This window comes from Bradyrhizobium sp. BRP56, assembly GCF_020194035.1.
GTDB classification, from domain to species: Bacteria; Pseudomonadota; Alphaproteobacteria; order Rhizobiales; family Xanthobacteraceae; genus Bradyrhizobium; species Bradyrhizobium australafricanum.
In genome coordinates this window covers 91,350-114,496 of record NZ_JADYVV010000015.1, presented here as the reverse complement: position 1 = coordinate 114,496, position 23,147 = coordinate 91,350, and the positions used below count along the sequence as shown (strand labels likewise).

Sequence of the window (23,147 nt, the reverse complement as noted above, 5' to 3'; positions counted from 1 at the left end):
CTCCGGAAGATCGCCCGTATATTACCCATGGGTAATAAATAGTCCAGTGGGTAATTTCCGGGAGGACACGCGATGACGTCACGCACCTATGTTGCCGGGGTCGGCATGATCCCGTTCGTCAAGCCCGGCGCCAATGCGCCGTATCACGTGATGGGCGCGGAGGCAGCGAAGCTGGCGCTCGCCGACGCCGGGCTCGACTACGGCCGCGTGCAGCAGGCCTATGTCGGCTACGTCTATGGCGACTCCACCTGCGGCCAGCGCGCGCTCTATCCGGTCGGCATGACCGGCATCCCGATCGTCAACGTCAACAACAACTGTTCGACCGGCTCGACCGCGCTGTTCCTGGCGCGGCAGGCGATCGAGTCAGGCGCGGCCGATTGCGTGATGGCGCTCGGCTTCGAGCAGATGAAGCCCGGCGCGCTCGGGGCCGTGTTCACCGACCGTCCCAGTGCGTTCGACGATTTCGACGCCGCGGCCGACAAGCTGGTCGACGCGCCCGGCGTGCCGCTGGCGCTGCGCTATTTCGGCGGCGCCGGCCTCAGCCACATGAAGAAATACGGCACGCCGCTCACCGCCTTTGCAAAAGTGCGCGCCAAGGCGAGCCGTCACGCCAAGAACAATCCGCTGGCGCTGTTCCGCAAAGAGGTCACCGCCGACGACGTGATGAACGACCAGGTGATCTGGCCCGGCGTGATGACGCGGCTGATGGCGTGCCCGCCGACCTGCGGCGGCGCCGCCGCGATCCTGGTCTCGGAGAAATTCGCCGACCAGCACGGCCTCAACAAGCAAGTCCGCATCGCTGCGCAGGCGATGACCACGGATACGCCGTCGACCTTCGGTGCCTCCGACATGATGCAGGTGGTCGGCTATGACATGGCGCGCGATGCTGCCAAAAAGGTCTACGAGGCCGCCGGTATCGGGCCTGATGATCTCGACGTCGTCGAGCTGCACGACTGCTTCGCGCACAACGAGCTGATCACCTATGAGGGGCTCGGCCTGTGCGGCGAGGGCGAGGCCGCGAAGTTCATCGACGACGGCGACAACTCCTATGGCGGCAGGATCGTCACCAACCCGTCCGGCGGGCTGCTGTCGAAGGGCCATCCGCTCGGCGCCACCGGGCTTGCGCAGTGCTATGAGCTGACGCGGCAGCTGCGCGGCACCGCTGCGGCGACGCAGGTGGAGGGCGCGCGGATCGGTTTGCAGCACAATCTCGGCCTCGGCGGCGCCTGCGTCGTGACGCTCTACGAACGCGCCTGAGGTCGTCATGGTCGATCAATCCGCTGTCGGGCGTCCATTTACGCCCGTGACCGCGCGCGTCGAGCCGGGGCGGCTGCGCTTCTTCCTCGATACGCTCGGCGAGACGAATGCCGTCTATCGCGACGAGGCGGCCGCACAGGCGGCCGGCTTCACGGCAGCGCCAGTGCCGCCGACCTATCTGTTCTGCCTCGAGATGATGGATGCACCGGACCCGTTCGAGTTCCTCACGGCGCTCGACATCGATCTGGCCCGCGTGCTGCACGGCGAGCAGCGCTTCGACTATCACGCGCCCGTGGTCGTCGGCGACACGCTGACGTTCCGCCCGCGCGTCACTGGCGTGACCGACAAGAAGGGCGGGGCGATGACGCTGATCGTGGTCGACACCCCGGTCACCAACCAGAACGGTGTCCATGTCGCCGATGTCTCGCGCACCGTCGTGGTACGCAATGCGAGGCCGTCATGAGCAGCTCTCCCTCTGTCGGCGACCGCATCGTCCACAAGGAGTTTCCACCGATCACCCGCCATCGCCTCGCGCTGTATTGCGGCGCCTCCGGCGATCACAATCCGATCCATGTCGACATCGATTTCGCGAAGGCGGCCGGCTTCCCCGACGTGTTCGCGCACGGCATGCTGGTGATGGGCTATCTCGGCCAGGCGCTGACCGACGCGGTGGCGCCGTCGCGCATCCGCTCGTTCTCGACCCGCTTTGCGGCGATCACCCAGCTCGGCGCGAAGCTGACCTGCGAGGGCACGGTGACCGAGCTGGTCGAGCAGGGCGGTGAGAGGCGCGCAAAACTTGCGCTGACCACCAGGGATCAGAACGGCGAGGTGAAGCTCACCGGCGAGGCGGTTATCGCGCTGTAGCGCGAAGGTCTCGCCACGAAGGATTGTGCGCTCCCTCGCCCCGCTCTTGCGGGGAGAGGGTTGGGGTGAGGGGCTGCTTCCGCACACTCTGGAGGTGGTGAGACCTGTACCCCTCACCCGGAACGCATCTGACGATGCGTTCCGACCTCTCCCCGCAGGCGGGGCGAGGTGAGGCGGGCATACCGCAAAGATCACGTTGTTTGAGGGAGGTTTGAATGTCAAAGCTGCAAGGCAAAGTCGCGCTCGTCTCAGGCTCCGGCCGCGGCATCGGGCGCGCGATTGCGTTGAAGCTCGCCAGCGAGGGCGCGCGTGTCGTGGTCAATGATCTCGATGCCGAGCCGGGCGACGCGGTCGTCGCCGAGATCAAGGCCATGGGCGGCGAGGCGATCGCGGTCAATGGCAGCGTGACCGAAGCCGGCTTTGCCGATCGCTTCGTCGGCGCCGCGATCGAGCAGTTCGGCGGTCTCGACATCATCGTCAACAATGCCGGCTACACCTGGGACTCGACGATCCAGAAGATGACCGACGAGCAGTTCCAGGCGATGCTCGACGTCCATCTGGTCGCCCCGTTCCGCATCCTGCGCGCGGCGTCGGAGCCGATCCGGGTGATGGCGAAGAGGGAGGCCGAGGCGGGCCGCGAGGTATTCCGCAAGGTCGTCAACATCTCCTCGATCGCGGGCCTCTACGGCAATGCCGGGCAGGCCAGCTATTCGTCCGCCAAAGCCTCGCTGATCGGGCTGACGCGCACGATGTGCAAGGAGTGGGGCCGCTACAAGGTCAACGTCAATTGCGTGGCGTTCGGCCTGATCAACACCCGCCTGACCCAGCCGATCGAGACCCAGCAGAAGACCATCGACGTCGCCGGCCGCGACATCAAGGTCGGCGTCCAGCCGCAGATGCTGGAGGCGATGGGCCGCATGATCCCGCTCGGCCGCGGCGGCACGCCGGAGGAGGCGGCCGATGCGGTCTATCTGTTCTGCGCTCCGGAATCGAATTACATCAGTGGTCAGGTGATCGTCGCCGGCGGCGGTCTTCTGATTTAATACGAGGGCAGAATGCACTACCGATCGTCCTGGATGACCGAGGAGCTGGACACTTTCCGAGACCAGTTCCGCAAATTCCTCGCCAAGGATCTGGCGCCGCACGCCGAAAAATGGCGCGAGCAGAAGCTCGTCGATCGCTCGGCCTGGCGCGCGCTCGGCGAGATGGGCGCGTTGCTGCCGAGCGTGCCCGAGGCCTATGGCGGCTTAGGGGCCAGCTTCGCCTATGACGCCGCCGTCCTCGACGACCTCGAGAGCACGGTGCCGGAGCTGACCACCGGCGTCTCCGTGCACAGCGCGATTGTCGCGCATTACATCGTCAACTATGGCTCGGAGGAGCAGAAGAAACGCTGGCTGCCGAAGATGGCGTCGGGCGAGATGGTCGGCGCCATTGCGATGACCGAGCCGGGCACCGGCTCCGATCTGCAGGCCGTCAAGACCACGGCGAAGAAGCAGGGCAATTCCTACGTCATCAACGGCCAGAAAACTTTCATCACCAACGGCCAGGCCGCCGATCTCGTCATCGTGGTGGCGCGGACCGGGGCTCCGGGCGCCAAGGGCATCTCGCTGATTGTCGTTGAAACCGCGGGCGCCGAGGGGTACCGGCGCGGGCGCAACCTCGACAAAATCGGGCTGCACGCATCAGACACGTCGGAGCTGTTCTTCGATAACGTCACGGTGCCGCCGGAGAACCTGCTCGGCGCCGAGGAGGGCAACGGCTTCGTACAGCTGATGCAGCAATTGCCGCAGGAGCGGCTGTCGCTCGCGATCGGCGCGGTCGCCTCGATGGAGCGTGCGGTCAGGATCACCGCCGAGTACACCAAGGAGCGCACCGCATTCGGCAAGCCGCTGCTCGAATTCCAGAACACCGCCTTCAAGCTCGCCGAGCGCAAGACCGAGGCGATGATCGCCCGCGTGTTCGTCGACTGGTGCGTCGAGCGCCTGGTCGCCGGCGACCTCGACACCGTGACGGCGTCGATGGCGAAATGGTGGTGCTCGCAGAAGCAGGTCGAGACCGCCGACGAATGCCTGCAGCTGCATGGCGGCTACGGCTACATGCAGGAATATCCGATCTCGCGCATGTTCATCGATTCCCGCATCCAGAAGATCTATGGCGGCACCAACGAAATCATGAAGCTCCTGATCGCGCGCTCGCTGTAGGCAAGCGCGTCTTTGGCCGTCGTTCCGGGGCACGCGAAGCGTGAACCCGGAATCTCGAAGTTGCGGCTTGAGATTCCGGGTTCGACGTTCGCGCATCGCCCCGGAATGACGCGGAGAGGCGGGCGCGCGCTCATGTTCTTCGCGCGCCGCTACATCGCGCGCACGTTCTTGAGGAACTTGTCGACCTGAACTTCCAGCTCTGAGGCGTTGCTGGCGAGCTCTCCGGAGGCCGCCAGCACGTTCTCGGCGGCCTTGCTGGCATCGTCGATCGCCTTGGTCGTGCCGTTGATGTTGGCGGTGACCTCCTTGGTGGCCGCGGCCTGTTCCTCGACCGCGCTGGCGATCACGGTCGAGATCTCGCTGATCTGGACGATGACCTGCGAGATCGCCTTCAACGCCGTGGCGGTGTTGCCGGTCGCGGCCTGCATCTCGTTGATCTGCGCCGAAATGTCTTCCGTGGCCTTGGCGGTCTGGTTGGCCAGCGCCTTCACCTCGGAGGCGACGACGGCGAAACCGCGTCCGGCCTCACCGGCCCGCGCGGACTCGATGGTTGCGTTGAGCGCAAGCAGGTTGGTCTGGCCGGCGATCTGGCTGATCAGGGCGACGACGTCGCCGATCTTCTGCGCCATGGTCACGAGACCCGCGACCAGCTTGTCGGACTTCTCGGCTTCGTCGACCGCCATGCGGGCAATGCGGCTCGCCTCGGCCACCTGGCGGCTGATCTCGTTGACCGAGGACGACAGTTCCTCGGACGCGGACGCCGCGCTCGCCGAGCGCTGATTGACGAATTCGGCGGTCGTCGTCAGCGATCGCGCCGTGCCCTGCATTTGCGTCGACGCCGACGCCAGCATCCCCGCAAGGCCCTTCACGTCCTTCTCGAAATCGTCCGCCAGCTTCACATTGCCTGTCACAACCGACCAGCTCAGCATCGCGCCGGTGTAGTTGCCGCGCTTGTCGGTAAGCCCGGAGACCCGCAGGTCGAGCGTTTCCGGACCGAGCTTGATCTTGGCCGCATGCGGCAGGTTCTTGGGATCGCCGACGATGCGGCGCTGGTGCGCCGGGTTCTTGTGGAAGATGTCGAACGAGTTGCCGAGGATCTTGTCCGGCGCCACCGGAAGCAGATGCTTCACGGTGTCGAGCGTCTTGAGGCTGGTCTGGTTGATGTAGGTGATGTTGAAGTCGGTGTCGCACATCATGATGTTGATCGGCATGTTGTCGAGCATCTGCAACAGCCGTTCGGTCTGCGTTTCAAGCCGCGCCTTCTCGGTCGCGAGCTCCCAGGTCAGCATCGGGCCGGTGTAGCGGCCGCGCGAATTGGTCATGGCTGTCACGGTGAGATCGAGCGTCTCGCCGCCGATGGTGATGCGCGCCTTGTGCGGCAGGTTCTTCGGGTCGGACAGCAGCCGGCGCTGATGCTGCGGGTTCTTGTGAAATATATCGATCGATTGCCCGATCAGCGCGTCGACCTTCACCGGCAGCACATGCTCGATCTTCTTCAGGTTCTGCCGCGTCGACTCGTTGATGTAGGTGATTTTGAAATTGTCCAGCTCGCAGAGCATGACACTGATCGGCATGTCGTCGAACAGCCGGTACGAACTGTCCGAGCCGATCACGCTTGCGACGCTCTTCATCCCCAACATGCATTGCCTCCAGCCTTGATAATGATCTTGGTGAATTGAAACGGTGCACCTGATCGGCAGCGGAATGCCTTCCACCGCCGGCCCCACGCAGGTGCGTTACACGATTTACAATTTCTGACTGTGTGGAACGGTAAGCGATTCGAATTCCACCAAGAAGGGCACGCAATGCGCCGCATGCGATCGCGCAAGGTCGAACGCGCGATGCTCGCGATGAGCGCAGCCGAAAAACGTCGCACAACACCGCGATTTGCCGTGAAATCCGCGCGATCCTGCGACGAAGATGTGAAGCGGCCGATCGCTGCACCGTAATCTTACGGAAGCACACGCGTGCGCTCCTAATGATTGTTATCGTGCACATAACGTGGTGGCTCATGCAGATTGTGCCACGCCATCGCGCGCAGCGGAGAGCTCCTGACTGCAATCGTCTCGGCGGCCACGCGCTGTCGGTCTTGGCAACGTGGCGTGCGAGCATTCTTTCGCCTGCGCTCTGTTGCGTCGGTCGGCGCCTCCGTGATGACAGGCTGCCGCATCGTCGATGCGGGTGTTCGTGAAAGGAGCCCGCGCAGGTTGATCATGCCGCGCGAGACCCGATCGGGGTCACAGACCGGCGTCGTGGTCCCGCGCGAGCGCAACGAGATCGCCCTCGAGCCGGACGATCGTGACCTGCGCTGCTTGCCGGCCGGCGGCTTCAATCCAGCCGGCGATCGTCCGCTCTGCGGAAATCGATGACGAAACTGCATTGCCCATTGCCTACCGCATGGCTTGACGCCGCTGCGGCCGCGAGACGCAGCTTCGGCCTTGCACCCCATTTCCGTCTATCATACCCCGTGGGACCACGATCCGCGCGAAGCCCAAACGCGCGCCAGTACTTGCAGGGAGCCCTCATGACCAAAAGCAATGCCCGCACCGGAGGCCAGATCTTGATCGACCAGCTGGTCGCGCAAGGGGTGGAACGCGTCACCTGTGTGCCGGGCGAGAGCTATCTGGCGGCGCTCGACGCTTTGCACGATAGCCCGATCGACGTCGTGATCTGCCGCGCCGAGGGCGGGGCCGCGATGATGGCGGAGGCCTATGGCAAGCTGACGGGACGTCCGGGCATCTGCTTCGTCACCCGCGGTCCGGGCTCGACCAATGCCGCCCATGGCGTGCACATCGCGATGCAGGACTCCACCCCGATGATCCTGTTCGTCGGCCAGGTCGACACAGGCATGCGCGAGCGCGAGGCGTTCCAGGAACTCGACTACAAGGCGGTGTTCGGCACGATGGCGAAATGGGCGGTCGAGATCGATCGTCCGGATCGCATTCCGGAACTGGTCGCGCGTGCCTTCCGCGTCGCGCTGCAGGGCCGGCCCGGTCCGGTGGTGATCTCGCTGCCGGAGAATATGCTGACTGAAACCGCCGCGGTCGCCGACGCGCCGAAGGTCGAGCCTGCGGCGACCTGGCCGGCGCCGGCCGATCTCGAGCGCCTCGGCGGCATGCTCGCCGGCGCCAAGGCGCCGATCGTGGTGCTCGGCGGCTCGGCCTGGACCGCGGAGGCCGCCAAGGGCATCGCGCGCTTCGCCGAGCGCTTCGACCTGCCGGTTACAACCTCGTTCCGCCGCGCCTCGCTGTTCGACGCCGACCATTCGCATTATGCCGGCGATCTTGGCATCGGCCCGAGCCCGAAGCTGAGGGATCGCATCACCGGCGCCGATGTCATTCTGTTGATCGGCGGCCGCATGTCGGAAATGCCGTCCTCGTCCTACACGCTGCTCGACATTCCGGTGCCGAGCCAGAAACTGATCCATGTCCATCCCGGCGCAGAGGAGCTCGGCCGCGTCTACCAGCCGGCGCTGGCGATCCAGGCGACGCCTGCGGCCTTTGCCGCCGCGGTCGAGACCATGAAGCCGGCGGTCGCGCCGGCCTGGAAGGGCGAGGCGGCCAAGGCGCACGCGGATTACCTCGCCTGGACCGACAAGCCGCGCGAGCTGCCGGGCAGCTTCCAGTATGGCGAGGTCGTGACCTGGCTGCGCGACCGCCTGCCGAAGGATGCCATCGTCTGCAACGGCGCCGGCAATTATGCCGGCTGGATTCACCGCCACCATCGCTTCCACGCTTTCGCCGCGCAGCTCGCGCCGACCTCGGGCTCGATGGGCTACGGCGTGCCGGCGGCTGTGATGGCCAAGCGGCATCATCCCGACCGCGTCGTCGTGGCGTTCGCCGGCGACGGCTGCTTCCTGATGAACGGGCAGGAGTTCGCCACCGCCGTGCAGTATGACGCGCCGCTGATCGTCGTCGTCATCGACAACGCGCAATACGGCACCATCCGCATGCATCAGGAGCGCGATTATCCGGGCCGCGTCGTCGGCACCCAGCTCAAGAACCCGGACTTCGCGCTTTATGCCAAGGCGTTCGGCGGCCATGGCGAGCGGGTCGAGCGCACCGAAGACTTCGCGCCCGCGTTCGAGCGCGCGCTGGCCTCCGGCAAGCCGGCGATCCTGCACTGCCTGGTCGATCAGCGCGCGCTGTCGGTCGGCAAGGATTTTGCGCCGCAGGCCACGCGCTAGGGCATGATCCGGAAAAGTGCGAAGCGGTTTTCCGAGGAGATCATGCCCAAACAAGAGTCCCGTCACGTCGCGATCATCGGGGCCGGCGCGGTCGGCGTCATCAGCGCCATCGAGGCGCTGCGTGCGGGCCACAGCGTAACCTTGATCGATCCGGGTGAGCCCGGCGGCACGCAGGCCGCGAGCTACGGCAACGCCGGCTGGCTGTCGTCGCATTCGGTGATCCCGCCGGCCGAGCCGGGCACCTGGAAGAAGGTGCCGGGCTATCTGATGGATCCGCTCGGTCCGCTGGCGATCCGCTGGTCGTACCTGCCGAAGGCCTTGCCGTGGCTGGTCAAATATCTGTTGTCGAGCCGGACCGAGGCGCAGGTCGAGGCCACCGCGCGGGCGATGCGCGATCTCCTGAAGGATGCACCGCTGCTGCACCGGCAGCTCGCCGAGGAAGCCGGCGTGGGCGAATTGATCGAGCGGCGCGGGGTGATGCATGTGTTTCCCTCACGCGCGCCGTTCGACCGCGATCTCGGCTGGCGCATCCGCAAGCGCGTCGGCATCGAATGGCTGGAGCTCGATGAAGACGAGATGCGCCAGCGCGAGCCCGATCTGCATCCGCGCTACAAATTCGGCGTCGTGGTGGAGGAGGCGGGACGCTGCCGCGATCCCGGCGCCTATGTCGCGGCGCTCGCCGCCCACGCCATCGCGAACGGCGCCGAACGCGTCGCCGCCAAGGCCACGGGCCTCAGGCTCGCCGGTGACAGGCTTGTCGCTGTGATCACCGAGAGCGGCGAGATCGCCTGCGACGCCGCCGTCGTCGCCGCGGGCGCGCGCTCCAGGCAATTGACCGCCTCGATCGGCGATCCGCTGCCGCTGGAGACCGAGCGCGGCTATCACGTCATGATCGAGAATCCGGAATCCGGCCCGCGCAATTCGATGATGGCCTCCGATGCCAAGATGGTCGTCAACTGGACCGACAAGGGCCTGCGCGCCGCCGGCACGGTGGAGATCGCGGGGCTTGACGCCGCGCCGAACTGGAAGCGCGCCGAAATCCTGCGCGAGCATCTCTTCAGCATGTTCCCGAAGCTGCCGAGGGATATTCCGCCATCGCGGATCAAGACCTGGTTCGGCCATCGGCCGAGCATGCCGGACGGGCGCCCCTGCATCGGTTATGCCCGTGCCACGCGCGACGTGGTTTACGCCTTCGGCCACGGCCATGTCGGCCTGGTCGGATCGGCCCGCACCGGCCGGCTGGTCGCGCAACTCCTGAGCGGCAAGGCGCCGGAGATCCCGCTCGCCCCGTTTGCGCCTTCACGCTTCCTGTAGGAAGGAACGGCGGCGAAGGCTCAGCTGTCGCCGGCCCAGGCCGTGATCGCGGCCGGCGCGATCACGCGTCTCGGTATGTGCGGATTGATCGTTCCGGCGCTGACGTCCTGCGTCTGAACGAGCAGGGTGCGCGCAAACGCCTTGGCGTCCTGCTCGGTCGTGAAGGTACGGGTCTGGCGCGCGAAGCGGTGATGTCCGGCGTCAGGATTTCGCATGGCGAACGAGACGTACCAGATGGCCTTGTCGGTCTTCATCGCGCCTCTTTGGTGGTAATCCGCCCGCGCGATCGCGACGTGATGCTCGATGCTCGATGTGCAAAAAGTGCCAAGACAAAGAATCCTGAAATACAACACATTGCGGCGAATAGGCTCCTCGGCGAACCAGCAATGCTACAGCATCGGCACGTCTACCGATACTGGCGGCATATTACCTGTCAACCGATGGGTGAAATGACAATGCGCCGTTGCGACGCTGGTTCCATCCGGCAAATTGCCATGTCGGACAAGGCGCTGGTCGCGGCCCGCGAGGGCGAAGCGACGGCCCTGAAGCTCGTGAACTGGTGGCGAGCCGTCACGACAAGTGTCGATACTTTCGAACGCACGACGTAGGCCTCGCTAGATGACTTGGTCCTCCTTGCGTGCTGCGTTGATGGTTTCCTCCACCTCGGCGGCAAGGGCCGTGAGATGTTCGGCGAGCTTGCTGAACAACTCGCGCTTGCGCATGTCAGTCGCCAGGTCTCGGATCAACGCACATTCCGCCGCGTCACGGCGAAGCTTTTCGAGATGCGTCAGCATGTCCTGCATTTTTCGTCCCCGAATGCCGTACTCCGCAACGCTAAGGCGGCACAGAACCGCGCAACAATTACCTGTGATAATTTTCGCGACAAAGCTCGGGCAGATCATGTCGCGAGAATGCGGATGTTTGACTCACCGGCCGAACCACATATTCGATGTCGTCTTTGCGAAAGCAGGGACCCATAACCACAAGTGCTGATCGGTGTGCTTCGCTGGAATGACGAGCCCTGTTCACAACATCCGCCGCGGCGTATGGGTCCCTGCTTTCGCAGGGACGACAGCAAGGATGAGGCGATAGCGCTGCCTCTCTCACGACCCGATCCGCACCACCATCTTGCCGAGCGCCGCACGGGTCTGCATGGTGGTGAAGGCTGCGCGAAAATCGTCGAATGCGAACACCTTGCCGACAACAGGCGTCAGTCGACCATCGTTCAGCCATGCCGACAATTGCGTCATCACGCGCGCCTGCGCTTCAGGCTCGCGGCGCGCGATCTGGGCGGCATCGACGCCAATCAGGAGGCCGCCTTTCAGGAGCGGCAGATTGAACGGCAATGCGGGAATGCTGCCGGCCGCGAAGCCGACCACGACATGGCGGCCGTTCCAGGCGATCGAGCGGAACGCCTGCAGCGAGACCTCGCCGCCGACCGGATCGAAGATCACGTCGGCGCCATGGCCGCCGGTCGCGTCCTTCAGCGCGTCGCGCCAGTCGGGCTTCGTGTAGTCGACGACCGCGTCGGCACCGAAGCTTGCGGCGAAGTTGCGCTTCTCCTCGGTCGAGGCCGCGGCGACGATGCGCGCGCCGAGCAGCTTGCCGACTTGAATGGCGGCGATGCCGGTGCCGCCGGCGGCGCCGAGCACCAGCAACTGCTCGCCGGCCTTGAGCGAGCCGCGCTCGCCGAGCGCATAGAGCGCGGTGAGGTAATTGGTGCGAAAGGCCGCGGCGGCCTCCATCGACAGTCCGTCGGGCATGATCTCGACGGCGTCGGGTGGCACCACGATGTGCTCGGCCAGCGCGCCCGAGCGCGCCGCGCCCATCACCCGCATGCCCGGCGCGATGCCGGCGACGTCACCTGCGACCGCATCGACCACGCCGGCGAATTCCGCGCCCGGCGTAAACGGCAAGGCATCCTTGGTCTGGTAGCGGCCCTCGACCTTCAGCCCATCCACGAAGCCGATGCTCGCGGCGTGGACCCGGACGCGGATCTGTCCGAGGCCGGGTTCGGGGGTGGGGATCTCCCTCAGCCCGATCTGATCGATGGGTGCGTATTGCTCGACGACGACCGCCTTCATCCTGTCCTGCTCATTGGTTGGTTTCCTCGAGAGCCTTTTCCGCTCCGATTGAATCGGAACGGGGCCCCGGATTCTTGTGCTGACGCGTTTTCTTCACGCGAACCGTTAGCCGTTTCGCGCGAAGACGCTTCCGGCAAACCTATCCCATGGCCGTTGTTCTACGGGGAGGGGTTTTGCACATGCAACGGCAGGCTCGCATGCGGAAAGCCAGCATCTTCAACGACATCGCGAAAAGACCGGCGTTTACCCGTTGTTATCCCTACCAAATTCGGTAACGCGTCCTTAATGGCGTTAACGTTAGGGTTTTCCACGCGGCCCGCCTTGGGCTGCGCGCCGTCCAGGACGGGCAGGTTGCGTACGCGTTGGAGTCTCCTATGGATATCATGACTGGCGCCGGGCTGTTGGCTGGCATCATCGTCATCGCAGTGATGATGTTCATGGGCGGCGACCTGCACATGTTCATCTCCGAACACGCCATGATCATCATCTTCGGCGGCTCGATCGCGGCGACGATGATCCGTTTTCCGCTCGGCGTGATGCTGCACGGGCTGCCGCTCGGCGCCAAATTCGCCTTCACCATGAGCCGCCTGTCGGCCCGCGATCTCGTCGACGAGCTCGCCCGCATCGCCGAGATCGCCCGCAAGCAAGGACCGGTCGGCCTGGAAAAGGTCGAGACCGACGAGCCGTTCCTCGCCAAAGGCATCCGTTACGTCGCCGACGGTTACGACCTCGAATTCATCCGCGACAACATGGAACGCGACCGCGACAACTTCCTGATGCACCTCGACGAGGGCAGCAAGATCTATCGCGCGATCGGCGACTGCGCGCCGGCGTTCGGCATGATCGGCACGCTGATCGGCATGGTGCAGATGTTCGCCAACATGACCGACCCCTCCAAGCTCGGCCCGTTCATGGCGACCGCGCTGCTCGCGACGCTGTACGGCGCACTGGTCGCCAATTTGTTCTGCCTGCCGATCGCCGACAAGCTGCACGGCAAGCTGCTCGACGAGGAGACCAACCGCACGCTGATCATCGACGGCATCCTGATGATCCGCGACTCCAAGAGCCCGGCGCTGGTGCGCGAGATGCTGCTGGCCTACCTGCCGGAGAAGCATCGCCAGGAGGAAGGCGAGCCGGTTCCGGCCTGACCGGACCGCGCTTTCGGGAAACGCAGCGATGGCCAAGAAAAAGCGCGGCGACGCCCATACCGGAGGTCACGGCTGGTTCGTGACCTTCGCCGATTTGATGGGCCTGATGATGAGCTTCTTCGTGATGCTCGTCGCGTTCTCCACCATGGACAACAACAAGCTGAAGATCGTCGCCGGCTCGATGCGCGATGCGTTCGGCGTGCAGACCAATGTGCGCTATTCCGGCATCGTCGAGTCCGACGGTCTGCCGACCCGGCCGAAACTGAAGAACGTCGAGCACATCTCGCCGGAAGAGTCCTCCGCCAATCCGACGCCGGACGAGAAGGAGCGCAGCCAGATCAACGGCGCGCGGCTGAAGATAGACCGCGAATTCGCTCTCGCCTCGGCCTCGCTTCGCCAGGCGCTGCAGGACATGCCGGAGCTGACCGAGATCTCCAAGAACATCATGTTCGAGGAGACCAAGGAGGGGCTCAACCTCGAGATCGTCGACCAGGACGGCCGCTCGATGTTCGCGGACGGTTCCAGGGAGCCGTACGACCGCACCCGCCGGCTGATCCAGAAGCTGGCCGCGCCGCTGAAGGCGACGCCGCTGCGGGTTGCGATCGTGGGGCATACAGCCGCAGGCTTCGTGCCGGCGCGCAGCGATTATGACGGCTTCGACCTGTCCGCGGACCGCGCCAACGCGGTGCGGCAGATCCTGGAGCGGGAAGGGCTGCCGCCGTCGCATATTTTCGCGGTTTCCGGCAAGGCCGACGGCCAGCCGCTGTTTCCCGACGATCCGACGCTGCCGGCCAACCGTCGCGTGACCATAACGTTGATGCGGGAAAATCCGCCACTGCCGCCGGATCTGAAGCCGTAGCTCTGGGTTACCATACTACCGTCAACTACCATCGTTGCGCGGTTGACACGCGAAGCGGAAGCGTCGATAGCCGCGCGGATCAAATCAACCGATCGGGCGTTCCAACCTCGCCATGGCTGTCAGCGTCTCATCTACCGAAGCTCAGGAAGGACAACCGACCTCCAGCTTCTGGGCCCTGACACTCGGCAGCATCGGGGTGGTGTTCGGCGATATCGGAACTTCGCCGCTCTACGCATTCCGTGAGGCGGTCGGCGGCGCCGCGCACGGCCAGCCGGTCACCCGCATCATGGTGCTGGGCGTGCTCAGCCTGATCCTGTGGGCGCTGTTCACCGTCGTCACCGCGAAATACGTGCTGTTGCTGCTGCGCGCCGACAACAATGGCGAGGGCGGCACGCTCTCGCTGATGGCGCTCGGCCAGCGCGCGATCGGTCGGCGCAGCTGGCCGCTGCTCGCGCTCGGCGTGGTCGGCGCCTCGATGTTCATCGGCGATTCCATGATCACGCCGGCGATCTCGGTGCTGTCGGCGGTCGAAGGCCTCAAGCTCGCCACCCCGCATCTCGAGCACTATGTGGTGCCGCTGACGATCCTGATCCTGGTCGTGCTGTTCTCTGTGCAGAGTTCTGGCACCGCGCGCGTTGCTTCCGCCTTCGGTCCGGTGATGGTGGTGTGGTTCGCCTCGCTGGCGGTGATGGGGCTCGTTCACATCATGGACGACCCGTCGGTGCTGGCGGCGATCAATCCCTATTACGCGCTCCAGTTCATGCTGACCCACGGCACCATCGGCCTGGTGACGCTGGGCGCGGTGTTCCTCGCGGTGACCGGCGGCGAGGCGCTGTATGCCGATCTCGGGCATTTCGGCCGCAAGCCGATTCAGTCCGGCTGGTTGTTCTTCGTGCTGCCGTCGCTGCTGCTGAACTATTTCGGGCAGGGCGCGCTGGTGCTGTCCGATCCCAGCGCGATCGAGAACTCGTTCTACCGCATGGTGCCCGACGTGCTGCTGCTGCCCCTGGTCGGGCTCGCCACCGCCGCGACAGTGATCGCGAGCCAGGCGGTCATCACCGGCGCCTATTCGCTGATCAGCCAGGCGGTGCAGCTCGGGCTCTTGCCGCGCTTCGAGGTCCGCTACACCTCGGAGACCCATGCCGGTCAGATCTATCTGCCGCGCGTCAACCGCCTGCTGTTGATCGGCGTGCTGCTGCTGGTGCTGCTATTTCGCACCTCGAGCGGGCTGGCGTCAGCCTATGGCATCGCTGTCTCCACCACCATGGTCGCCGACGGCATCATGGGCTTCATCGTGATCTGGAAGCTGTGGAACTGGCGCGTGGCGTCGGCGGCGGCATTGATCCTGCCGTTCGTGATCGTCGACATGACCTTCTTCAGCGCCAATCTCCTGAAGCTGTTCGAGGGCGCGTGGGTGCCGCTGCTGTTCGGCGTCGTCATGGCGACGATGATCTGGACCTGGCGCCGCGGCGCCGCCATCCTGGTAGCCAAGACCCGACGCATCGAGGTGCCGCTGCGCGACCTGATCCACAGTCTGGAGAAGCGGCCGCCGCATATCGTCAAGGGCACCGCGGTGTTCCTGACCAGCGATCCGAGCTTCGTGCCGACCGCGTTGCTGCACAATCTCAAGCACAACAAGGTGCTGCACGAGCACAACGTGATCCTAACCATCGAGACCGCACCGACGCCGCGCGTCGATCTATCCGAGCGCGTCAACATGGAGAAGGTGAGCGACAAGTTCACCGCGGTGCGGCTGCGCTTCGGCTACATGGAATCGCCGAATGTGCCCAAGGCGCTGGCGGTCGCGCGCAAGCTCGGCTGGCAGTTCGACATCATGTCGACCTCGTTCTTCGTGTCGCGCCGCTCGCTGAAGCCGTCGGCCCAGTCCGGCATGCCGCAATGGCAGGACCACCTGTTCATCGCGATGAGCCGGTCCGCCAATGATGCCACCGACTATTTCCAGATCCCGACCGGCCGGGTGGTTGAAGTGGGTACCCAGGTAACTATCTGACCGGGCGCAGAATTCTGACATTGATCGGACGTGACCCATGCGTGATGTGCATGGCGGAGGCCTGAATCCGGGCTAACCTATGCATTCCTGCCGGGAGTATAGCGCTGCGACCCGGCATTGTGCGGTGCGGCAGAAGACAGAGGCACAGCTTCCCCATGTCATCCGAGAGTGCGATCACCGCGGCGGAAACGCCGGCGGCAAACGGCAATGGTGAGGCGCATTCAACCGCCACCTTCAAGGCCCTGATGCTCGGCAGCATCGGTGTCGTCTATGGCGACATCGGCACCAGCCCGCTTTACGCCTTGCGCGAGGCCGTCGTTGCGGCCGCCGGCGGCGAGGGCGCGGTGACGGCGCATGCGGTGCTCGGCGTGCTCTCGCTGATCCTCTGGGCATTGATCGTGGTCGTCACGCTGAAATACGTCGTGATCCTGCTGCGCGCCGACAACAATGGCGAGGGCGGCACACTGGCGCTGATGGCGCTGGCGCAGCGCGCGGCGACCAAGGGCGGCGCCGCGATCGTGCTGCTCGGCATCATCAGCGGCGCGCTGTTCTATGGCGACGCCGTCATCACGCCGGCGCTCTCGGTGCTGTCGGCAATCGAGGGCATCAAGCTCGTCACCTCGACATTCGATCCCTATGTCGTGCCGCTCACGGTGGTGATCCTTGTCGTCCTGTTCGCGGTGCAGTCGCGCGGCACCGCGCGCGTCGCGGCCTTCTTCGGCCCGGTGATGTGCGTGTGGTTCGCCCTGATCGCGGTCGCGGCGCTGCCGCAGATCGTGCGGCATCCCGAAGTGCTATACGCGCTCAATCCGATTCTCGCGGTGTCGTTCATGCTGCATCACGGCGTGATCGGCTTCATCACGCTCGGTGCGGTCTTCCTCGCGGTAACCGGCGCCGAGGCGCTCTATGCCGACCTCGGCCATTTCGGCAAACGCCCTATCCAGACCGCGTGGCTGTTCATCGTGCTGCCGTCGCTGGCGCTGAACTATCTGGGGCAGGGCGCGCTCCTGATCGGCAATCCCAAGGGCATCGAGAACCCGTTCTTCCTGATGTTCCCGGACTGGGCGCTGATCCCGATGGTAGCGCTGGCGACCATGGCGACCGTGATCGCGAGCCAGGCCGTCATCACCGGTGCGTATTCGCTGACGCGGCAGGCGATCCAGCTCGGCCTGTTGCCGCGGTTCGAGATCCGCCACACCTCGGAAGCGCATTCCGGGCAGATCTATATGCCGCGCATCAACCGCTTCCTGTTCATCGCGGTCATCGTGCTGGTGCTGATGTTCCGTTCGTCGAGCGCACTGGCCTCGGCTTACGGCATCTCGGTGACCGGCACCATGGTGGTGACGGCGATGATGGGCTTTGTCGTGATCTGGAAGGTCTGGCGCTGGTCGCCGATCGCGGCCGCCGCGCTGGTCGCGCCCTTCCTGTTCCTCGACATCACCTTCCTGGCCGCCAACCTGCTCAAGGTGTTCGAGGGCGGCTGGGTGCCACTCGCGCTTGGCGGCGCCATGATCGTGGTGATGTACACTTGGCGGCGCGGCAGCCGGCTGTTGTTCGAGAAGTCGCGCAAGCTGGAATTCCCGCTCGCCGATCTCGTCGCGATGCTGGAGAAGCGGCCGCCGCAACGGGTCTCCGGCACCGCGGTGTTCCTGACCAGCGATCCCGTCAGCGCGCCGACCGCGCTGATGCACAGCCTCAAGCACTACAAGGTGCTGCACGAGAAGAACGTCATCCTGACCATCGAGACCGCGCCGACGCCGCGGATCGATCCGTCCGAGCGGGTGCGGATGGAGCAGTTGAGTGAGACCTTCTCCAAGGTGACGCTGAAGTTCGGCTTCATGGAACAGCCGAACGTGCCGAAGACGCTGGCGATTGCCCGCAAGCTCGGCTGGCAGTTCGACATCATGTCGACCTCATTCTTCCTCTCCCGCCGTGCGCTGAAGCCGGCGGCGCATTCGGGCATGCCGAGCTGGCAGGACCATCTGTTCATCGCGCTGAGCCGCTCCTCGAACGACGCCACCGACTATTTCCAGATCCCGACCGGGCGGGTGGTCGAGGTCGGCACGCAGGTGACGATTTAGGGTCTGCGAACCAGCGTTTCGGCGTGGCATCTAACCCGTTTCGGACGCTTGATTTTCTCCGCGCAAGAGGCGACTTTGCGGCCCGGACCGGCGGGCCGCGCGACGCTCGCCAAGCTGATATCGGGAGGATATTTCCGTGGCGGACCACAAGGTGGAAGATTTGTTTCCGGACGAGGTGTCGAAGGGCATAGCGGAAGGCCGCTATCTGCTGGTCGACGTCCGTGAGCCGAACGAGGTCGCCGTCGAGGCCTATCCCGATGGCGTCGTAGTGCCGCTGTCGACGTTCGATCCGGCGGCGATTCCCGATCCGCAGGGCAAGCAGGTGGTGTTTGCCTGCCGCTCCGGCAAGCGCTCCGTGACGGCCTCGCTGGCCGCCCAGGCCGCGGGCCTGCCCTATGACAAGCACCTGGCGGGTGGCATCATCGGCTGGAAGGCGGCGGGACTGCCGACCAAGGCCGGCGGCTGATCCCTGACATGACTTCCATGAACAAGGTCTTCGCGGACCTTCCTGTCACCATCTTCGAGGCGATGTCGCAGGCCGCGCGCGACAACAACGCCATCAATCTCGGCCAGGGCTTTCCCGACGATCCCGGTCCGGAGGACATCCGCCGCGCCGCCGCGGACGCCTCGATCAACGGCTATAATCAATATCCGTCGATGATGGGCATCCCGGAGCTCCGTCAGGCGATCGCATCGCATTACGGCCACTGGCACGGGCTCAAGCTCGATCCGATGACCGAGGTGATGGTCACCTCGGGCGGCACCGAGGCGCTGACCTCCTCGATCCTCTCCGTGGTCGAGCCCGGTGACGAGGTGGTGTGTTTCCAGCCGGTCTATGATTCCTATCTGCCGATCATCCGCCAGGCCGGCGGCATTCCGCGGCTGCTGCGGCTCGAACCGCCGGAGTGGCGGCTGAGCGAGGAGATGCTGCGCAGCGTCTTCAATCACAAGACCAAGGCGGTGCTGTTCAACAATCCGCTCAATCCGGCGGCGGTGGTCTATCCGCGCGAGGACCTCGAACTGCTGGCGCGGTTCTGCCAGGAATTCGACGTGGTCGCGATCTGCGACGAGGTCTGGGAACACGTGGTGTTCGACGGCCGCGAGCACATCCCGCTGATCACGATTCCGGGCATGCGCGACCGCACGATCAAGGTCGGCAGCGCCGGCAAGATCTTCTCGCTGACCGGATGGAAGATCGGCTTCGTCTGCGCCGCGCCGCCGCTGCTGCGCGTCGCTGCGAAGGTGCACCAGTTCCTCACCTTCACGACGGCGCCCAATTTGCAAGCGGCGGTGGCATATGGCCTCGGCAAGCCCGACGACTATTTCCTCGACATGCGCAAGGACATGGCGCGGAGCCGTGACCGCCTGACCAAGGGATTGGAGAGCATCGGCTTTCCGGTGCTGAAGTCGCAGGGGACCTACTTCCTCACCGTGGACCTGTCGCCGCTCGGGCTCAACGAGACCGATGCCGAGTTCTGCTGGCGGATCGTGCAGGACTACAAGGTTGCGGCGATCCCGGTGTCGGCATTCTACGAGCAGGATGCGGTGACATCGGTCGTGCGTTTTTGTTTCGCCAAGAAAGACTCGACGCTCGATGCCGCGCTGGAGCGGTTGTCGGACGCCGTCCACCGCCGCAAGAGGTAAGCCAGAATGCGAGAGCAGAACCGTCGTCTCGTCAGCTTCGTCGGCGCGGTCGCGACGGTCCTGCTGCTCTCGGCCTCCGCCGACGCCGAGGAGCGCACGGTCAACTTCTACAACTGGTCGAACTACATGGCGCCGGGAGTCCTCGAGGACTTCACCAAGGAAACCGGCATCAAGGTCGTCTACGACACGTTCGACGCCAACGAGACGCTGGAGACGCGGCTGCTCGCCGGCAAGTCGGGCTATGACGTCGTGGTGCCGACCGGCTACTTCCTGCAGCGCCAGATCACCGCGAAGGTGTTCCTCAAGCTCGACAAGTCGAAGCTGCCGAACCTCGCCAATGCATGGCCCGTGGTGACGGAGCAGCTTGCGACTTACGATCCCGGCAATAGCTACGGCGCCAACTACATGTGGGGCACCACCGGCATCGGCTACAACGTCAAGATCGCGGAGAAGATTCTCGGGCCTGATGCGAAGATCGACAGCTGGGACATGGTGTTCAAGCCGGAGAACCTCGCCAAGTTCAAGGATTGCGGCATCCACATGCTGGATTCCGCCGACGACATCCTGCCGGCGGCGCTAAGCTATCTCGGCCTCGATCCGAACTCGACCAAGCAGGCCGACCTCGAGAAGGCCGCCGATCTCGTCATCAAGATCCGGCCCTATGTACGCAAATTCCACTCGTCCGAATATCTCAGCGCGCTGGCCTCGGGCGAAATCTGCTTCGTGGTCGGATGGTCGGGCGACATCATGCAGGCGCGCAGCCGGGCGGCGGAAGCCAACACCGGCGTCGAGATCGGTTACACGATCCCGAAGGAGGGCGCGCAGATGTTCTTCGACAATCTCGCGATTCCGTCGGACGCGAAGAACGTCGCCGAGGCCTATGAGCTGATCAACTACCTCTACCGCCCCGAGATCGCGGCGAAGAACTCGAACTTCCTGTCCTACGCCAACGGCAATCTGGCGAGCCAGAAGCTGATCGATCCGAAGATCTTCAACGACAAGAACATCTATCCCGACGAAGCGATGCAGAAGAAGCTGTTCGTGATCACGGCGCGCGATCCCGCGACGCAGCGGATCATCAACCGGCTGTGGACGAGGATGAAGACCGGGAAATAGGTCTATCCGTCATTGCGAGCCAACGGGTCGCGCGAACGCGCGCCCGACGACAGGCTCCGCGAAGCAATCCATCGCGTCGCACCTGCTGAAGCATGGATTGCTTCGTCGCTTCGCTCCTCGCAATGACGAGGTAGGGCTGCCAGCCTACCGCCAGCGCCGGTGCAGCCAGAGCCACTGATCCGGATATTCGCGGACCCAGCCCTCGACGACGTCGGTGATCGCCTGCATGGTGCCCTGGATATCGATCTGGCCGGATGCGTCGAACACCGGCTTGATTTCCTCGGTGACCTCGCCGCGGAAGCGGCCGTCGGGCAGGCGGATGATCCGCGTGCCGTGGATGGGGCAATCGATCTGCCGGCGCAGGCGCGCCAGCAGCGGATTCGCTGTGGTCTTGCGGCCGAAGAAGGTGACGGGAACGCCGTTGGTCAAATACTGATCGACCAGCATCGCGACGTGCTGGCCGTTCTTCAGCGCCTGCGCCAGCTTGAGCGGCGCGTCGCGGCCGGCCGGGACCAATGTGCCCAGGTTGACTGCGCGGATGCGCTCGATGGCGCGGTCGGCGGCTTCGATGTTCGGCCGCCGAAACAGGATGGTGGCGTCGAGCCCATGCGCTGCGGCGGCAATTGGAGAGAGCTCCCAGTTGCCGAGATGTGCGGCGAAGAACAGTGCCGGCTTGCCGTCGTCGCGCAACTGGTCGAACAGCTGCTTGCTGCGCGCCGAGAATTCGACGCGACCCGGCTTGTCGGGATTCTGGGGATCGTGGTCCCAGATGCGGTCGATGTGCGCGAATTCAGCGCCGATGCGTCCGAGGTTGTGCCAGACACCCGTCAGGATCTCCTCGATCTCCTCCGGTGACTTTTCCGGGAAGGCGGCCTTGAGGTTCTCGCGGCCGATGCGATCCTCGCGCAGCCGGCGGCCGATGAAATGGGCGGCGCGGCCGAAGAACCTTGCGGTCTTCTCGGGATCGAAATAGCGCGTTGCACGCAGCAGGCCGATCGTCAGCCCGCCGATCGCCGCGTCGGTCACGGGCTTCGCGGCGTCACGCAGGTGCGCCCTGGTGCGAAGGAGCAGGCGTTTCATCTGATGAGGCGAGGGCGCTAGGCCGGCTCGCGCGTCAGGATCAGTGAGGCGTTCTGCCCGCCGAACCCGAACGAGTTCGACATCACGGCGGTCACCTTGGCATCGCGCGCCTTGTTGCCGACTACGTCGAACGGGATCGCGGGATCAGGCACCTCGTAATTGATCGTCGGCGGAATCCGCTGATGCTCGAGCGTGAGCAGCGAGAAGATCGCCTCGACTGCACCGGCGGCCGAGATGGTGTGGCCGACCATCGACTTGTTCGACGACACCGGAATGTTTTTGGTGTGTTCGCCAAACACGGCCGACGTCGCAAGATACTCCATCTTGTCGTTTTCCGGCGTCGAGGTCCCGTGCGCGTTGATGTGATCGATTTGCTCGGGCTCCATTCCAGCATCGGCGAGCGTCTTGCGCACGCAGCCGATCGCCGGCTTGCCGTCCGGGGCCGAGCGGGTGCGATGGAAGGAATCGGTGAGCTCGCCGCAGCCGGCGACGACGCCGAGGATGCGCGCGCCGCGGGCCATCGCGGCCTCGTAGCTCTCGAGCACCAGCGCGCCGGCGCCTTCGGCCATCACGAAGCCGTCGCGGTTCTTCGAGAACGGTTTCGAGGCGGCTTGCGGCGGGTCGTTCTGGGTGGAGAGAGCCGACAGCAGCGAGAAGCGCACCATGGCTTCCGGGTTCACCGAGCCGTCGGTTGCGACGCACAGCGTCGCATCGGTTTCGCCGCGGCGGATCGCCTCGACGCCGAGCTGGATCGCGGTCGCACCGGACGCGCAAGCCGTCGACAGCGAAATCGGGGACCCTTTGGTACCGAAGGTCTCGGCGAGGTTGAGCGCGACGGAGCCGAAGGTGAAGCGCCGGTGAAAGTGCGCGAACTTCCCGCCGCTGCAGGTCGCCAGGTATTCGATGATTCCAAAGTCCTTGGTCGGAACCTCGCGCGCGACTTCGAGCCGCTGCGGCCACTCGGTCTCGATCGGGGCGACTGCCAGAAACAGCGGGCCGGGAAAGTCGCCCTTGCTGCCGATGCCGGCTTGCTCGAGCGCTTCTTCGGTCGCGATCTCCGCCAGACGCTGCGACAGGCTGGTCGAGGAGAATGGGTCGACGGTGACGAAATCGACGGCGCCGGCCATCGTCGTCTTCATACTGTCGAGCGGGAAGCGTGTGACGGTCTTGATGCCGGACTCACCCGCGGTGAGGCGCTTCCAATTGTCGGTCTTGCCGCCGCCGAGCGACGTCACGATTCCCATGCCGGTCACGACGACGATCGGTCGGCCGAATTTATCGCGTGGTGCTGTCATGGTGTCC

22 protein-coding genes are annotated in these 23,147 nt (G+C 64.9%); 15 read left to right on the top strand and 7 right to left on the bottom strand.

Features of this window, described 5'->3' with window-relative positions; genetic code table 11:
• Positions 1–72 precede the first annotated feature (72 nt).
• The 5 genes from I6F38_RS13530 to I6F38_RS13510 all read left to right on the top strand — a co-directional run bounded on the left by I6F38_RS13530 (position 73) and on the right by I6F38_RS13510 (position 4,322).
• Positions 73–1,257: a lipid-transfer protein gene (locus tag I6F38_RS13530; RefSeq protein ID WP_225160674.1), complete on the top strand. Its 1,185-nt coding sequence runs from the start codon at positions 73–75 to the stop codon at positions 1,255–1,257.
• Between the two features lie 7 nt (positions 1,258–1,264).
• Positions 1,265–1,720 (top strand): MaoC family dehydratase N-terminal domain-containing protein, encoded by a 456-nt coding sequence (locus I6F38_RS13525; RefSeq protein WP_225160673.1) that lies wholly within the window; start codon positions 1,265–1,267, stop codon positions 1,718–1,720.
• A complete protein-coding gene (locus tag I6F38_RS13520; protein WP_225160672.1) occupies positions 1,717–2,121 on the top strand; it encodes a MaoC family dehydratase in 405 nt (134 codons plus the stop codon). Before I6F38_RS13525 ends, I6F38_RS13520 begins: the two co-directional genes overlap by 4 nt.
• A gap of 215 nt (positions 2,122–2,336) precedes the next feature.
• Entirely contained in the window at positions 2,337–3,164 is an 828-nt protein-coding gene (locus I6F38_RS13515; RefSeq protein WP_225160671.1) for an SDR family oxidoreductase, read from the top strand.
• Between the two features lie 12 nt (positions 3,165–3,176).
• Positions 3,177–4,322 (top strand): acyl-CoA dehydrogenase family protein, encoded by a 1,146-nt coding sequence (locus tag I6F38_RS13510; RefSeq protein ID WP_057019698.1) that lies wholly within the window; start codon positions 3,177–3,179, stop codon positions 4,320–4,322.
• A gap of 149 nt (positions 4,323–4,471) precedes the next feature.
• On the opposite strand, the gene I6F38_RS13505 is transcribed toward I6F38_RS13510, so the two are convergent.
• The gene (locus I6F38_RS13505; protein WP_225160670.1) at positions 4,472–5,962 is read right to left on the bottom strand and encodes a methyl-accepting chemotaxis protein; all 1,491 of its coding nucleotides are present in this window, start codon (positions 5,960–5,962) and stop codon (positions 4,472–4,474) included.
• Between the two features lie 597 nt (positions 5,963–6,559).
• Entirely contained in the window at positions 6,560–6,709 is a 150-nt protein-coding gene (locus I6F38_RS13500) for a hypothetical protein (RefSeq protein ID WP_225160669.1), read from the bottom strand.
• A gap of 137 nt (positions 6,710–6,846) precedes the next feature.
• Here I6F38_RS13500 and I6F38_RS13495 point away from each other — a divergent pair, with 137 nt between their 5' ends.
• Positions 6,847–8,508 (top strand): thiamine pyrophosphate-binding protein, encoded by a 1,662-nt coding sequence (locus I6F38_RS13495; RefSeq protein WP_225160668.1) that lies wholly within the window; start codon positions 6,847–6,849, stop codon positions 8,506–8,508.
• A gap of 42 nt (positions 8,509–8,550) precedes the next feature.
• A complete protein-coding gene (locus tag I6F38_RS13490; protein ID WP_225160667.1) occupies positions 8,551–9,822 on the top strand; it encodes an FAD-dependent oxidoreductase in 1,272 nt (423 codons plus the stop codon).
• 20 nt (positions 9,823–9,842) lie between these two features.
• On the opposite strand, the gene I6F38_RS13485 is transcribed toward I6F38_RS13490, so the two are convergent.
• On the bottom strand, positions 9,843–10,076 hold the full coding sequence (locus I6F38_RS13485; RefSeq protein ID WP_028334283.1) for a hypothetical protein: 234 nt from the start codon (positions 10,074–10,076) through the stop codon (positions 9,843–9,845).
• Between the two features lie 42 nt (positions 10,077–10,118).
• Between I6F38_RS13485 and I6F38_RS13480 the strand changes: the two genes are divergently transcribed.
• Positions 10,119–10,430, top strand: coding sequence for a hypothetical protein (locus I6F38_RS13480; protein WP_225160700.1), 312 nt, complete (start codon positions 10,119–10,121; stop codon positions 10,428–10,430).
• Positions 10,431–10,436: 6 nt separating this feature from the next.
• On the opposite strand, the gene I6F38_RS13475 is transcribed toward I6F38_RS13480, so the two are convergent.
• Complete coding sequence (locus I6F38_RS13475) at positions 10,437–10,625, bottom strand: hypothetical protein (RefSeq protein WP_016848414.1); 189 nt, start codon at positions 10,623–10,625, stop codon at positions 10,437–10,439.
• Positions 10,626–10,925: 300 nt separating this feature from the next.
• Positions 10,926–11,906 carry an NADPH:quinone oxidoreductase family protein gene (locus I6F38_RS13470; RefSeq protein WP_225160666.1) on the bottom strand — a complete coding sequence of 327 codons (981 nt, stop codon included), beginning with the start codon at positions 11,904–11,906 and terminating at the stop codon, positions 10,926–10,928.
• Between the two features lie 374 nt (positions 11,907–12,280).
• Between I6F38_RS13470 and I6F38_RS13465 the strand changes: the two genes are divergently transcribed.
• The 7 genes from I6F38_RS13465 to I6F38_RS13435 all read left to right on the top strand — a co-directional run bounded on the left by I6F38_RS13465 (position 12,281) and on the right by I6F38_RS13435 (position 20,765).
• Positions 12,281–13,054 carry a MotA/TolQ/ExbB proton channel family protein gene (locus I6F38_RS13465; protein WP_016848416.1) on the top strand — a complete coding sequence of 258 codons (774 nt, stop codon included), beginning with the start codon at positions 12,281–12,283 and terminating at the stop codon, positions 13,052–13,054.
• A 28-nt stretch (positions 13,055–13,082) separates the two neighbouring features.
• A complete protein-coding gene (locus tag I6F38_RS13460) occupies positions 13,083–13,913 on the top strand; it encodes a flagellar motor protein MotB (protein ID WP_028334286.1) in 831 nt (276 codons plus the stop codon).
• Between the two features lie 112 nt (positions 13,914–14,025).
• Positions 14,026–15,924, top strand: a complete 1,899-nt coding sequence (locus I6F38_RS13455) for a potassium transporter Kup (RefSeq protein WP_038376908.1) — start codon at positions 14,026–14,028, stop codon at positions 15,922–15,924.
• Positions 15,925–16,079: 155 nt separating this feature from the next.
• Complete coding sequence (locus I6F38_RS13450) at positions 16,080–18,005, top strand: potassium transporter Kup (protein WP_028334288.1); 1,926 nt, start codon at positions 16,080–16,082, stop codon at positions 18,003–18,005.
• A gap of 136 nt (positions 18,006–18,141) precedes the next feature.
• Positions 18,142–18,471, top strand: a complete 330-nt coding sequence (locus I6F38_RS13445; RefSeq protein ID WP_028344593.1) for a rhodanese-like domain-containing protein — start codon at positions 18,142–18,144, stop codon at positions 18,469–18,471.
• An 8-nt stretch (positions 18,472–18,479) separates the two neighbouring features.
• Positions 18,480–19,649, top strand: a complete 1,170-nt coding sequence (locus I6F38_RS13440; protein WP_050386381.1) for an aminotransferase — start codon at positions 18,480–18,482, stop codon at positions 19,647–19,649.
• Between the two features lie 6 nt (positions 19,650–19,655).
• Positions 19,656–20,765 carry a polyamine ABC transporter substrate-binding protein gene (locus I6F38_RS13435; RefSeq protein ID WP_225160665.1) on the top strand — a complete coding sequence of 370 codons (1,110 nt, stop codon included), beginning with the start codon at positions 19,656–19,658 and terminating at the stop codon, positions 20,763–20,765.
• A 144-nt stretch (positions 20,766–20,909) separates the two neighbouring features.
• Here I6F38_RS13435 and I6F38_RS13430 read toward each other — a convergent pair whose 3' ends face one another.
• Together I6F38_RS13430 and I6F38_RS13425 are read right to left on the bottom strand one after the other, a co-directional pair.
• Positions 20,910–21,845, bottom strand: a complete 936-nt coding sequence (locus tag I6F38_RS13430) for a lipid A biosynthesis lauroyl acyltransferase (protein ID WP_225160664.1) — start codon at positions 21,843–21,845, stop codon at positions 20,910–20,912.
• Positions 21,846–21,862: 17 nt separating this feature from the next.
• Positions 21,863–23,140, bottom strand: coding sequence for a beta-ketoacyl-ACP synthase (locus I6F38_RS13425; RefSeq protein ID WP_028344597.1), 1,278 nt, complete (start codon positions 23,138–23,140; stop codon positions 21,863–21,865).
• Between the last annotated feature and the right edge of the window lie 7 nt (positions 23,141–23,147).